This is a genomic window from Candidatus Aquarickettsia rohweri (assembly GCF_003953955.1).
Taxonomy (GTDB): Bacteria; Pseudomonadota; Alphaproteobacteria; order Rickettsiales; family Midichloriaceae; genus Aquirickettsia; species Aquirickettsia rohweri.
This window is the reverse complement of the sequence record NZ_RXFM01000001.1, coordinates 1-13,335: the sequence shown is the minus strand read 5'-3', so window position 1 is coordinate 13,335 and position 13,335 is coordinate 1. Positions and strand designations below refer to the sequence as shown.

At 29.6% G+C, this 13,335-nt stretch carries 14 protein-coding genes; 6 read left to right on the top strand and 8 right to left on the bottom strand.

What is annotated here, in order from left to right; genetic code table 11:
- Window positions 1-90: 90 nt before the first annotated feature.
- The 4 genes from miaB to EIC27_RS00050 all read right to left on the bottom strand — a co-directional run bounded on the left by miaB (window position 91) and on the right by EIC27_RS00050 (window position 4,566).
- A complete protein-coding gene (gene miaB, locus EIC27_RS00065; protein WP_126044129.1) occupies window positions 91-1,416 on the bottom strand; it encodes a tRNA (N6-isopentenyl adenosine(37)-C2)-methylthiotransferase MiaB in 1,326 nt (441 codons plus the stop codon).
- 79 nt (window positions 1,417-1,495) lie between these two features.
- Window positions 1,496-2,062, bottom strand: coding sequence for a DUF5394 family protein (locus tag EIC27_RS00060; RefSeq protein WP_126044128.1), 567 nt, complete (start codon window positions 2,060-2,062; stop codon window positions 1,496-1,498).
- An 80-nt stretch (window positions 2,063-2,142) separates the two neighbouring features.
- The gene (gene cydB / locus EIC27_RS00055; protein WP_126044127.1) at window positions 2,143-3,162 is read right to left on the bottom strand and encodes a cytochrome d ubiquinol oxidase subunit II; all 1,020 of its coding nucleotides are present in this window, start codon (window positions 3,160-3,162) and stop codon (window positions 2,143-2,145) included.
- 3 nt (window positions 3,163-3,165) lie between these two features.
- Window positions 3,166-4,566 (bottom strand): cytochrome ubiquinol oxidase subunit I, encoded by a 1,401-nt coding sequence (locus EIC27_RS00050; RefSeq protein ID WP_126044126.1) that lies wholly within the window; start codon window positions 4,564-4,566, stop codon window positions 3,166-3,168.
- Window positions 4,567-4,680: 114 nt separating this feature from the next.
- On the opposite strand from EIC27_RS00050, the gene ftsY reads away from it, so the two are divergent.
- From ftsY to EIC27_RS00035, 3 genes are all read left to right on the top strand, one after another.
- Window positions 4,681-5,637, top strand: a complete 957-nt coding sequence (ftsY, locus tag EIC27_RS00045; RefSeq protein WP_126044125.1) for a signal recognition particle-docking protein FtsY — start codon at window positions 4,681-4,683, stop codon at window positions 5,635-5,637.
- Between the two features lie 22 nt (window positions 5,638-5,659).
- A complete protein-coding gene (locus tag EIC27_RS07815) occupies window positions 5,660-5,800 on the top strand; it encodes a transposase domain-containing protein (RefSeq protein WP_126044124.1) in 141 nt (46 codons plus the stop codon).
- A 153-nt stretch (window positions 5,801-5,953) separates the two neighbouring features.
- Window positions 5,954-6,286, top strand: a complete 333-nt coding sequence (locus EIC27_RS00035) for a hypothetical protein (RefSeq protein ID WP_126044123.1) — start codon at window positions 5,954-5,956, stop codon at window positions 6,284-6,286.
- Window positions 6,287-6,528: 242 nt separating this feature from the next.
- Here EIC27_RS00035 and EIC27_RS00030 read toward each other — a convergent pair whose 3' ends face one another.
- Window positions 6,529-9,087, bottom strand: a complete 2,559-nt coding sequence (locus EIC27_RS00030) for a hypothetical protein (protein ID WP_126044122.1) — start codon at window positions 9,085-9,087, stop codon at window positions 6,529-6,531.
- A gap of 300 nt (window positions 9,088-9,387) precedes the next feature.
- Here EIC27_RS00030 and tnpA (EIC27_RS00025) point away from each other — a divergent pair, with 300 nt between their 5' ends.
- On the top strand, window positions 9,388-9,699 hold the full coding sequence (gene tnpA / locus EIC27_RS00025) for an IS66 family insertion sequence element accessory protein TnpA (RefSeq protein ID WP_410519449.1): 312 nt from the start codon (window positions 9,388-9,390) through the stop codon (window positions 9,697-9,699).
- Window positions 9,693-9,839, top strand: a complete 147-nt coding sequence (gene tnpB, locus EIC27_RS00020; RefSeq protein WP_126044120.1) for an IS66 family insertion sequence element accessory protein TnpB — start codon at window positions 9,693-9,695, stop codon at window positions 9,837-9,839. The genes tnpA (EIC27_RS00025) and tnpB overlap by 7 nt, the downstream gene beginning before the upstream one ends.
- Window positions 9,840-9,996: 157 nt before the next feature.
- Here tnpB and EIC27_RS00015 read toward each other — a convergent pair whose 3' ends face one another.
- The 3 genes from EIC27_RS00015 to EIC27_RS00005 form a co-directional block, all read right to left on the bottom strand.
- Window positions 9,997-10,200: a GrpB family protein gene (locus EIC27_RS00015; RefSeq protein WP_126044119.1), complete on the bottom strand. Its 204-nt coding sequence runs from the start codon at window positions 10,198-10,200 to the stop codon at window positions 9,997-9,999.
- A gap of 93 nt (window positions 10,201-10,293) precedes the next feature.
- The gene (locus tag EIC27_RS00010; RefSeq protein ID WP_240627052.1) at window positions 10,294-12,303 is read right to left on the bottom strand and encodes an acetyl-CoA carboxylase biotin carboxylase subunit; all 2,010 of its coding nucleotides are present in this window, start codon (window positions 12,301-12,303) and stop codon (window positions 10,294-10,296) included.
- A 117-nt stretch (window positions 12,304-12,420) separates the two neighbouring features.
- A complete protein-coding gene (locus EIC27_RS00005; protein WP_126044118.1) occupies window positions 12,421-12,939 on the bottom strand; it encodes a deoxycytidylate deaminase in 519 nt (172 codons plus the stop codon).
- Window positions 12,940-13,178: 239 nt separating this feature from the next.
- Between EIC27_RS00005 and tnpA (EIC27_RS08010) the strand changes: the two genes are divergently transcribed.
- Window positions 13,179-13,335 (top strand): IS66 family insertion sequence element accessory protein TnpA (gene tnpA / locus EIC27_RS08010; protein ID WP_410519448.1); only part of this gene is annotated, 157 nt, incomplete at its 3' end.

The following is a 13,335-nucleotide window of genomic DNA, read 5'->3' as shown; positions in this document are numbered from 1 at the left end:
TAAGTTACAATAAAGTTATTTGATTAATTTTAAAAAGAATATTAGTATATCAAAATTAGTAAATCCAGTGAATAATAAGTCAAATAAAAATCATTGTATTACTAATTCTCCGTTTAAACTATTTAATCCAGCTCTATTTATAGTAACTTTTTTAATTTCACCTATTATATTGGCATCTGTTTTAACAACAACTGATTGCAAATAAGGAGATTTTCCAATAAATTGACCTTCATGTTTTCCCTTTTTCTCAAACATAACATCCATATCTTTCCCAATGAAGCCTTTATTAAATTCAAGCTGTTGCTCTCTAAGTAAGCTCTGTAAAATTGTAAGTCTTTCAGATTTTACTTCTTCAGGAACTTGATTTTCTAACATAGAGGCAGGAGTTCCTGGCCTTGGACTATACTTAAATGAATAGCACTGCGCATATTTTACTTTCCTTACCAAATCTAGTGTATCCTGAAAATCTTGATCTGTTTCACCTGGATATCCTACGATAAAATCTGATGAGAATGCAATATCTGGTCTAAATTTTCTAAACTTATCAATTACTTTAAAATAAAAATCTCTATTATGATTTCTGTTCATACTTTTCAATATGCTGTCAGAGCCTGATTGTACTGGTAAATGCAAGAATGGCATAAGTTTTTCTTCTTCGGCATGAGCAATAAATAAATCATCTTCTATCATATCTTTAGGATGGGATGTTGTATACCTAACCCTCTCAAGACCATTAATTTTACAAATTTGTTTCAAGAGCCATCCAAGCCCTTTTTGATTTTTTTGATCGTCAAGCCCATGATATGCACTAACATTTTGCCCAAGTAAAGTTATTTCCTTAACACCTTTAGATACCAAGCTTAATGCCTCTCTATATATATCCGGTATTTTTCTAGAATACTCTTTACCCCTTGTATATGGTACACAACAAAAGTGACAAAATTTATCACATCCTTCCTGTATAGTTAAAAAAGAAGAATGCCTAGGATTATCAGGAATTTCAATTTTATCAAATTTATTTTCTTCATCAAAATCTAAATCTATCACCAATTTCTCTTGACGTTTCACCCTTTCTAGTAATTTAGGTAAATTATGATAAGATTGAGGACCAACAACTATATCAACGTTCTTTGCTCTTTTAAAAATTTGCTCCCCTTCAGCTTGTGCAGTACATCCTGCAACAACAACCGTTGGCTTTATTCCAAAATTATTTTCCTTTATTTTACCCAATTCAGAATATACTTTTTCTGATGCTTTTTCTCTTATATGACATGTATTTAAAATAATTAAGTCTGCATTTTTTTCATCATTAGTAATGCTAAATCCATGTGGTTTTAATAAATTCCCCATCTTTAATGAATCATAAACATTCATCTGACAACCATATGTCTTGATATATAAATTTTTATTCTGCATTACTTTTTAACATTACATTGAAATGAAATATAACAGATTATACGCTAAAATCTAGTATAGAATATTATAATTGAATAATTTATAAGCCCCTTCCAAAACCTTTATGACCAGAGGATTTCAATTTGTCAACAAAGCTTTCCTTGTAAGAATCTAGATTATCAATTTCTTTTTTAGAAAAATCCTTTTCATACTGCGCTCCATCATATTCCCTCGCGACTTCAATTCCCCTTGTTATAACATTAGATATAAAATTTTCCAAACTTGTCTCTCCTGCTATTCTTTCTGGATTTAAAATTTTATATGCTTCATACATAATTTGCTGATAGCGTATTTTCCTTTGCTCTTCTGATAATTCCTCTTCTTTTTCTTCTTCATGTTCTTTCTTTTTATCTTTTTCTTTTGACTTCGTAATACCCAATGCTTTTTCTAAAAATTCTATCAACGATAAATCTATATTTGGATTATCCTGATTTAATATCAAATATTCTAATAATTTAGCAATAACCTTCTTGTGCTGCGTTAAATCTTTTTCTGAAAAATTACCTTCTGATGAACTAGATTGCAATTTTCTAGCGATTTCAATTGCTTCAGACAAAACCCTAGGATCTAAGTCCTCTACTTTTTTATTATCACTGTATTCCTTCATAAAGAAATACCACTTTTTGTTTATATTAATAAAAGTCTATACTAAATCTTTAGTAAAGTGAAAGTATAAATAAAAAATACCTAGTACAACTTATTTTTTGTACTCTTTCCTCTAAAAATATAATAGCTATAACCTGTATAAATTAAAATTATTGGTAAAATTATAACAACACCCACTAACATTAAAGAAAGTGATTCAGGAGCAGCAGCAGTTTCCCAAATTGTTAATTTTCTTGGAACCGCCCATGGCCATAATGAAATACCAAATCCAATAAACCCAAAACAGAATAACAAAATACTTAATAAAAATGGTAACAGCTCATTCTTTTCAGTAATAGCTTTATATAAAAAATATGTAGTCAAAATTGTAAGTATTGGTACTGGCATTAAATAAAGAATATTAGGAATTTTAAACCAAATATTAAATATATCACTATCAATAAATGGCAACCATAAGCTGACTATACCCATTAATATTGGAACATATATCATTGAATATAAAGCACATTTTCTAGCCCATCTTTGAGTTTCATTTTCAGTTTTAAGTATTAACCAAGTAGCTCCAAGTAATACATACCCAAAAATAAGTGCTATACCTGTTGTAATAGAAAATGCTGATAGCCAACTAAAACTGCCTCCAACAAATAATCTACCCTCTACCTCAAAGCCCTGCACTATCGTACCTAAAATCACTCCCTGAAAAAAAGTTGCTGTCAAAGAACCAAAATGAAACAATACATTCCACATCTTTTTATTTTTCAAACCAGATTTAGATCTAAATTCAAACGCCATACCTCTAAATACCAATGCAATTAACATTAGAATAATTGGCAGATATAAAGCAGGTATTACAATGGAATAAGCAAGAGGAAAGGCTATAAAAAGCACCCCTCCACTTAAAACTAACCAAGTCTCATTACCATCCCAAAATGGCGAAATAGAATTAACCATAGTATCTCTACAATTATCCGTTGGAGCAAACGGCAGTAATATTCCAACACCTAAATCAAACCCATCAAGAATTACATAAAGTGATATAGCAACAACCAATATCACCAGCCATATTATAGGTAAATTTAAGAAACCTGAAAAATCTAACATAATTTACACTTTACTATATGTTTTTATAAAAATACTCTTAACACTATTACTTTCTAAATTAATTCTTCTTTTCTTTAGCCATTCACCTTCTTTTATTCCATTCTTAATCAGTTTAAAAATATAATATATGCCTGCACTTACCAAGCAAACATAAACAACAATAAATAATATAAGAGTAAATAAAACCTCATGAGCAGTGATATTTGAAGCTGCTTGCGAAGTTCTCATCAAACCATACACCACATATGGCTGCCTACCAATTTCTGTTACAAACCAGCCAGATAATATCCCTATAAATCCTATTGGTGAAATTAACATGCACCACTTATGAAACTTAGTTGATAAAAATAACTTTTTCTTAAAGAATAAATAAAGACCAAGATATGTAGTAAAAAACATTAATATACCTATTCCAACCATTATTCTAAAACCAATAAACACTGGAATTACAGGAGGCCTGTCTTCTTTTTTCCATGTTTTCAATCCTCTAATCTCACCATCTAAAGAATGAGTTAAAATTATACTAGCAAGCTTTGGAATTTTAATAGCATATTCTGTCACCATCTTTTCTTCATTTGGTATGCCAAATAAAGTTAAGGGAGCGCCTCTTTCTGTTTCCCAAACTGCTTCCATAGCTGCAATTTTAGCTGGCTGATATTTTTTAGTATTTAGCCCTTGACTGTCTCCAACAAATATTTGAATTGGCACCAATATTACAGTAAAAAATATTGACATAGTAAGCATAATTTTAGCATGCTTTAGATGTCTACCTTTTAACAAAAAATATGATGCAATTCCTGCTATCACAAAAGCAGTAGTTAAATAGGCTGCAAAAATCATATGGAAAAATCTATGTGAAAAAGATGGATTAAATACAATATCAAGCCAATTTTTTGGATAAAACACTCCATCTTCCATAATTTCATAACCTGCTGGGGTATGCATCCAACTGCTAGCTGCTAGTATCCAAAATGCTGAAATTAGTGTCCCTATAGCAACGGTACAAGTTGAAATAAAGTGTATTTTATTACTAACTCTTCCCCAACCAAATAGCATAATTCCTAAAAAAGTTGATTCAAGAAAAAACGCTGTTAATACCTCATACCCTAATAAAGGACCAATAACATTGCTTGTTTTATCTGCAAAAATTGCCCAATTTGTACCAAATTGATAAGACATAACAACACCTGTTACAACTCCCATACCAAAACTAACAGCAAATATTTTTACCAAAAATTTATAAATCTCAATATACACTGGATGCTTTGTCTTCAACCACAGACCTTCTAGTACAGCCAACAAACTAGCTAAGCCTATCGTAAAAGATGGAAATATTATATGAAACGAAATAACAAATGCAAACTGTATCCTTGATAAAAATTCCGCACTTATACTTTCAAACATAACACAAACATACTTTTTATTAATAAAATCTTTCATTTATTTTAACCACCTGAATAAATTTATTCAATATTTTATTTAATAATATGCTTTCAGTATTTTTAATAATAAGTATTTATGTTAGTTATACAATTTCTAACGTATTTAAATTATAAAATGAAAAATTGGATAAGCAAATTAACGAGTGGTTTAAGTAAAACTTCAAATAATATTGGAACAAATATTAAAAAAGTATTTTCATTAAATCGACCAAGTAAAGAAATACTTCAAGATATAGAAGATATATTAATATCAAGCGATTTAGGTGTGAAATTTACAAATGAAATTATTGAGAAATTATCTAAAAAAAGCTTTAATGAAGATATCTCCCAAGACATAGTTTTTGACTCCGTTACAAGTGAAATAAGCAATATTCTAAAACCATACACAAAAAAACTAGATATACCTAATTCAAATTCTCCTTATACAATCATTTTTTCCGGAATAAATGGCAGTGGCAAAACCACATCTCTAGGCAAAATTGCCTATAAATTGCAACAAAATGGAAAAAGAGTACTAATTGCTGCATGTGATAGCTTTAGAGCATCTGCAACTGAACAATTAAAGGTTTGGGCTAAAAGAGCTAATTGCGATATTGTTATCGGTGAAAAAAATTCTGACCCAGCAAGTATTGCATATAAATCTTTAAGTAAAGCCAAAGCAGAAAATTATGATGTGTTGCTTATAGATACTGCAGGTAGGATGCATAATAAAATTGACCTGATGAACGAGTTAAAAAAGATTATTAATGTTTTAAAAAAGATTGATAGCTCTTCTCCTAATTTAAATTTATTAGTAATTGATTCAACCATTGGTCAAACAGCATTAAAACAAGTTGAAAGCTTTAAAAGCATTGTCGATATAAACGGCATTATAGTCACTAAACTAGATGGAACTTCAAAAGCTGGAATCATTGTTCCTATCACACAAAAATTCATGATACCAATTTATTACGTAGGTATTGGAGAAGTAATCGACGATTTGAACTCATTTTCTGCAGAAGATTTTGCAAATGCACTACTTGCTAAAGACTAGATAACTAGATTGCTACGAATACATTGAAACTTGCAAAGTAAATAAGATTAATCCTTATGATTATTTAAAATATTTGCTGAATCATATTCATGATTATTCTGATCCAAAAGAGTTAGTAAATTTACTTCCATATAATATTGATAAAAAAATATCATCAAATTAAATTTTTTTTAGAATTATCAAAAAACTTAAGAAACCCAAAGAAAGGCGGATAATACTTGTCAAGATGGGGATATTTTAGCGTTTACCAAAAAAATTAGTTGATTTTATTGAAAATTTTTTTACTAACATTAACATAAAACCAAATACAGATAATTTGCTTTCAGAAACTAATGTATTTTCTGTAGTAGGTATAGATTCACGTACTGGAAACATATTGTTATTAGATAAAGAAATAAATAAGGCTACAAAACAAGAGGAAAAGTGGTATTATGATTCTTTTGATGTAGAAGTTTATAGTAGTTACATAGAGCCTTTTATAATAGCTTATAATCAAAAAAATATTGACAAAAATCCTATGTATACTCAAATTGATGAAATTCAAAATTCAGGTACTAAATTAAGTTATACTTGTCAATGTTATGAAAGCTATAGTAAGCAATATCAAGATTGTATGTATTATAATGATTTGGTTGATGCTACAGTATAGTAGTAACAAACTACGTTAATTTTGCACAAAATAATATTTGTAATAATTAAAAAATATAGAAGGCTGAAAAGGAAAAATAGGTTAAAATAAATATATCTAGCGTTTATGATATTAGTTGTATCTCAAGCCCGTCACCTAATAAATATAATACATAAGTTATGTTTTTACCTAAAATTTATGTACGAGTCAATTTTATGCATTTGATTATAGCATAATTTTACAGTTCTTTCTTGTTTATCTTCTTACCGTTCTGCAGCATTGGTCTTGCCTGTTGGTACATGAAAATTTTCTCTAGGCGTGACTTTATTTACTAAATTCGTTACTTGTCCTGGTTTGTCAGTTAATGGTCCCTTAACCCTTTCTACAAAAGTTGTTTCTTTTGATTGATTATTATCTTGCTTTTTTAGTGAATTTCCTAGAGATTCTACTTCTTGGCCTGCAACACGTGTTTTTTCCGCAATAGATCTGTCTACCTCATCAGAGGATATCAGAGGTGTTATGGATCCACCAGTATAAATGGTATCAACTACTGAACCTGCCTCATAAATTTTAGTTCCAAGATCTAGATCAGAATATCCTAAAGCAAATCCAGCTCCGGTTGCTACCATGGAAGCATAGCCTAGAGCAACCATATAAGGATCATCTTGCCTATTTGCTGCTTTTGCTTCATATAATCTTGCTTTTTCTGTAATCACTCCCATTACAGATGATCTAATACTTGATTGTAATAGATCCCAATCCCTCAATACTTTTTGGTAATAATCTTTGGAGATATCATCAATCTGTTTCTGTACCTCCATTGATTCCAGACCTTTAAGGACATTTTGTTGTTCTTTAAGTGCAGCCTCCATATCTTTGTTTCCGTTGTTATATGCTTCTTCTAAAGCTTCTATTCTTTCCTGAGTGGTTTTTATTGCTGCCTTTAACTGATTATCAAATTCTGACTTTTGTGCAGAATGATTAAATTTTACTAATTCTTTATCCCACTCATTTTTACAGGTTTCAAGTGCTTCACTTGTTTTATTATTCAATTGATTCTCCACAGCGTTAAGATAATCTCTTAATTTGTTTTCTATATCTTTTGAAGTTGCGTTATGCCATATCTCAGGAAATTTAATTATTTCATCAATATCTTCAAATTTTTCCCTATTTTTTTCGATGCCTAACTCTACAGCATTCTCTAAATTTTGCTGCATTGCATCATATGTATCTGCTAAATCAGGAAATAAAGTACGTACTGATGCTATTTCCATAATTTCTTGTTCTGTATTTTGTTGATCTCCTCTGTTTGGCGCATGATCTTTAAAGCTGTCAAGTTCTTTTGCTCTTTTAGCTAATTCTGTATTTAGCTTATGGTTGAGCCCGGCTCTAGCTTGAAGATCAGTTCCAAAGGATACTGCTGTATGTGTAATAAAAGCTGCTTTTGCAGCTGGACCTGCAAAAGGTGTTAAGACAGGATTAAAAGAAGCGATTGATGCTGCTGTTCCAAATCCATATATAGCAACCATAAAAGGGTTGCCAGTTACTTTGCTTACCTCTTCTTGACGTAGTTTAGCTTTTTCTGAAACTACTGCTGCTACTGACGATCTAACACCACTTCTCAATTCTTCCCAATTTTCTGACATTTCATTATAAAGTTTGCTAGAAGCTCTATCAAATTGTTGTTCTTTACTCATTTCTTGTAATTCTTCTAGGATATTATATTGCCTTCTTAAAGCAGCTTTATTACTAACTTTATCTTTCTCTAATTCACTTATTTTTTCTCTAGTACTATCTATTGCTGTTTGAATACGCTCATCTCCATTCATTTTATTCCATAACTTATCTGCTGCATTTAAAGCATCTTTTCTCCAGATTTTTTCACAATCTCTTTCAGCAATTCTTCTACTCCGTTCTAGTATTTCTTCTGCTCCATTGATATATCCGTCTATTTTGTCTCTTACAGTTCTTGGAGTATCATCATATCCAATCTCTGGAAATTGAATTTTACTAATATCAAAACTCTCAACTCTTGATTGATTTTCACTGCGGACTGCACTTCTAGATTTTTTAAAAAAACCCTCCATACCATTATTTAATTTTTTTACATCTGGAAATGAGCTATATATTTCCCTTCTAATTGAGGCTTTTTCTCTTTTTTTCTCTTCTTCACGAGCATTCTCAATATCTAAGAAATACTTTGCTTTGGATGACCGAACATCAGCTCTCATTTTCTCCCAATTTTTATCCATCTTTAAATAAAGTTTTTCTACTGATTTATCAAACTGCTTCTCTGGTGATATGGACATTAATTTTTGAAGAATTATTTCTTGTTTTCTGAGCTCAGCTTTGACTTCTTGCATTGTTCCATTTTCTCCTCCTCTATGGCTGTAGGCTTTTTCTAATTCATCAATTTTAGATTGTGTCTTTTCTATAGCTTCTCTAAGGCTTTTATTAAAATTTGATGTTTGTGGGGAATTTTCAATTTCTCTCAACCCCTTATTTAGATTTCTTTCACAATCTCTTTCAATAATTCTTCCAATTCCCCTAACTTTTCCTACTGCTTTATCAACATCATCACGTATTTTTTGTTCAGCACTCTCAAGACTTTCATATGCTTGAATCTGCATAAAACCTGGGAAATCACTTTCCCTATCATCAAGAACGTTTCTTTTAACTTCTTGAAGCTTTAAATTGTTTGGAATAAGAGCTGACTCTATTCTTTGATCAATTGAAACTTGCATTTGATCATATTCTCTCATAAGTTCAGGAAATAGACCGTGCAATTCACTTATAGCTTCTTGTTTTTCTGATTTCCCCATAATAACCCCACTATAATATAGTATTTATAATTCAACAAAAAGTCTAATTCACAAAAATAAAATTAAACTTATATAAACTGGACACTTTAAAGTATATCATTTTAAAATTATAAAATAAATCATATATAATAATTAAAATGTATTTTATTGTATAAAAATGAAATTTACCTAAATAATTTCCTGAAAAATATCATCTTGTATTGTAAGCGCTAAAATAAGGGCATCTAGGCAAGAATAAAAATAAGTGGTAGAACAAAAGCCTAAAAAAATAGAGGCTAATGATGCTATTAGAAAAAAAGAATAAGTAATGAAAAATGGAAAGAGCTAGTAGAAGAATATAAAAAAAGTAATGTAAGTAAATATGAATTTTGTAAGCAAAAGAATGTGCCGAGAAGTACATTTTATAAATGGCACAGAATTCTTGTAGGAAATAAAAGAAATACAGTAAAAAATAAATTTATACCAATAAGAGTGAAAGAATGCGAAGAAGAAAGAAGTGAAGAAATAAAATCAGAGATGATAATAGAAAGTAAAAAGGGGATAAGAATAGGGTTTAATAAAGGATGCAAAATAGAAGAGATTAAAGCGATAGTAGGAATTTTAGAATGTTAATAGGAAGTATAAGAACCAAAATATTTATATATAATCAAGCATGTGATATGCGCAAATCAATAGATAAGCTTAGTCAGGTAGTAGGAGAGGAGTTTGAAAATAATATAATGGATGGGGATATTTTAGCGTTTACATTGTAAAGCTATATCTTGGTGAACCATTAAGTAATTACGGAAACCATAAATTTAACTTGATAAAACCATGATCTAATTCAGTAACATGTAGATTAATTTTTTTATTTTTACGGAAATAATAATGGAGAGGAACATTAATCTCCCCCCTGAACTCAAATCCTACTTATTCTAAAATTAAACTATCGTTTAATTTATCAACAATACATAATATATCAACGCTTGGCTTAGCAATTAGACCATAAACAGATGTAGAACCTATATGGTAGATATCTAAACACTTTTCTTTTAATCTGTCTTTTATTATATTTGCTTCTTCCTGAAATACCTTAACCCAGAGTGAACTATATGGAACTACTTTAATCACCATTTAATACCCTATCCTTATAAATATACTATATCAATTTAGCTGTACTAAAAATTATAGTAATTATAGCATATACTTTTTAACTAAAAATCAAATTTATTTAGCATCCTTATCTTCTTCAATTTCTATTAAAATATCTCCGCTTAACACTGTTTCTTCAGCCTTGCAACAAATCTTTTTAACAATGCCATCTATAGGGCTAATTAGAGTATTTTCCATTTTCATGGCTTCTAGTATTACTAATGATTGACCTTTATTTATACTATCTCCCGATTTTACTTTTATTTCTTTGATTAAACCAGTAATAGTTGCTATCAAATTATTTTCTTTTGAATCCCTAGAAATAGGCTTCATAAATTTATATAATTCAGCTGTTCTAGGAGATAGCAATCTAGTTCTAACTTTAGAACCCATAAATACTATATCATAAAAATCTCTAATTTTTTCCAATTGCAAACTGTAATCCTTATCATTTATTTTACATTGAAATAGCCTTCTTCCCACTTCCCAATTGCTTGTAATAAAAAACTTTCTATTTTCAAAAGTAATTTTTAATCCATTATTATGATTTCTTACTGTAACAGGATAACTCATATCATCTAATTTAGCTACCCACCTTGTGCCTATTGCCCTAAACATACCCCTTTGCTGGCCGCTTACATGCGACATTCTTTTTATATTCTGAATAAAAATAAATACTGAAGCACATAATATAACTGAACTTAATTCGCTATTTAACTCAGCTCCAGAAAAACCTTCACTATATTCTTCCTGGATAAAATTTGTAGAAATATTACCAGCAATAAACTTCTCATTATTTAATATAGCTTGTAAAAAATTAATATTATGCGAAACCCCCCTTATTATAAATTCTCCAAGAGAATTTTTCATTAAATCAATTGCTTTTACCCTATTTTCTGAATACGTACATAATTTTGCAATCATTGCATCATAGAACATACTTACTTCACCACCCTCATATACTCCAGTATCCAACCTAACATTCTCACTTAGTTTTGGTTCTTTGTAACCAATAATTCTACCTGTTGATGGTAAAAATCCACAAGTTGCATCTTCAGCATAAATTCTTGATTCCATTGCCCATCCATTTAATTTTATATCTTTTTGCTTAAATGGAAGCTTGTTTCCTTCAGCAATTCTGATCATTTGCTCAACAATATCTATGCCTGTAATTAATTCTGTTACTCCATGCTCAACTTGTAATCTAGTATTCATTTCAAGAAAATAAAAATTTCCCATCTGATCTACAATATACTCAATTGTACCAGCTGAAAAATATTTAACTTTTTTAGCCAATGCAACTGACTGGGCATACATTTTTTTTCGAATTTTAGGGGTGACAAAAGAACTAGGTGCTTCTTCAATTACTTTTTGATTATGTCTTTGTATTGAGCATTCCCTCTCTCCTAAACATACATAATTACCATGTTTATCTGCTAAAACTTGTATTTCTATATGCCTTGGTTTTATAATTAACTTTTCAATAAAAGTCCTTGAGTCTGAAAAGTTATTTTTAGCTTCATTTTTAGTTGAGCGATAAGCCTGTTGCATTTCATCGTCACTATTAACAACTCTCATACCCTTACCTCCACCACCTGCGGCAGCTTTTAACATAATAGGATAACCAATACTCTTAGCAATTTTAACAGCATGTTTTTCAGATTTTATTGCCCCAATATAACCTGGTATAATATTAACCCCTGCTGACTTTGCTAATTTTTTTGCTTCTATTTTATCTCCCATTTTTTTTATGGAAATTGCAGATGGGCCTATAAAATTAGTACCTGATTTTTCCATTAATTTTGCAAATTCGTAGTTTTCAGATAAAAATCCATATCCAGGATGAACAGCATCAGCTCCAGAAATTTTTATTGCTTTTAATATTGAATCTATATTTAAATAACTTTGAGTTGCTGGTGACTTACCAATATATATAGCTTCATCTGCATATTTTAGATGAAGTGCATTATTATCAGCATCTGAATATACAGCTACTGTTTTTATACCTAGTTTACTTGCTGTCTTTATTATTCTACAAGCAATTTCATTACGATTAGCAATAAGTATTTTTTTTATTTTATTCACAAATTAAATAATATAAATTATGGAAATATTAGGGAATTTAGCACAACCAACATGCAAAATCAATCTATATCAATAATGCTAAAAATAGGAGCATAAAGCTTTTAAAGATATTTTTTATTAAATTAAATCAAACTCTTCTTCTTGATATAAACCTTTGATTTTAATTAGCTTCCCATTAAATTTTCTTATTTTTACTTTAGCTTCAAGTAATATTTCATTAGATACCTCAATACTCTGTTTCCAAACTTCATTTTGATTATTTACATCATTTCCTGGAAAATTTTCATCGTATATTACCTCACTAATTCCTGCTTGTATGATACTTTTTGCACATCTTGAACAGGGAATCCAAGGTGTATATATAGAACAATTTTTAGATGACACACCATTTCTTGCACAATTCAAGATAGCGTTTTCTTCAGCATGATTAGATGAAAGATATTTATAGTCTTTATTTACGTATCTATCTATTTTATCTTCAACATTTCTAGGCAATCCATTATAACCAGTGGAAATTATTTCATTATCTTTTCCAACTATCACTGCCCCTACCCTAGTGCTAGGGTCTTTACTTTTCATTGAAACTAAATAAGCCAGAGTCATAAAGTATTCATCCCATGAATAAGATTTTATCATAAAAGAAATTTTTGTTTAATAAATATCAATAAAAAGAAGATTTTTCAATCTAATAAATTAAGTTTTAAATTTAGAAATTTTCCAAAATATTAAACCTTAACGTAATCTTAACGTTTTTTCTAAAAACCTTAACCTAATTTTAACGTTTGATAGGTATTATATCGTAAGAGCTAAAATAAGGGCATCTAGGCAAGAATAAAAATAAGTGGTAGAACAAAAGCCTAAAAAAATAGAGGCTAATGATGCTATTAGAAAAAAAGAAAAAAAGAATAAGTAATGAAAAATGGAAAGAGCTAGTAGAAGAATATAAAAAAAGTAATGTAAGTAAATATGAATTTTGTAAGCAAAAGAATGTGCCGAGAAGTACATTTTATAAATGGCACAGAATTCTTGTAG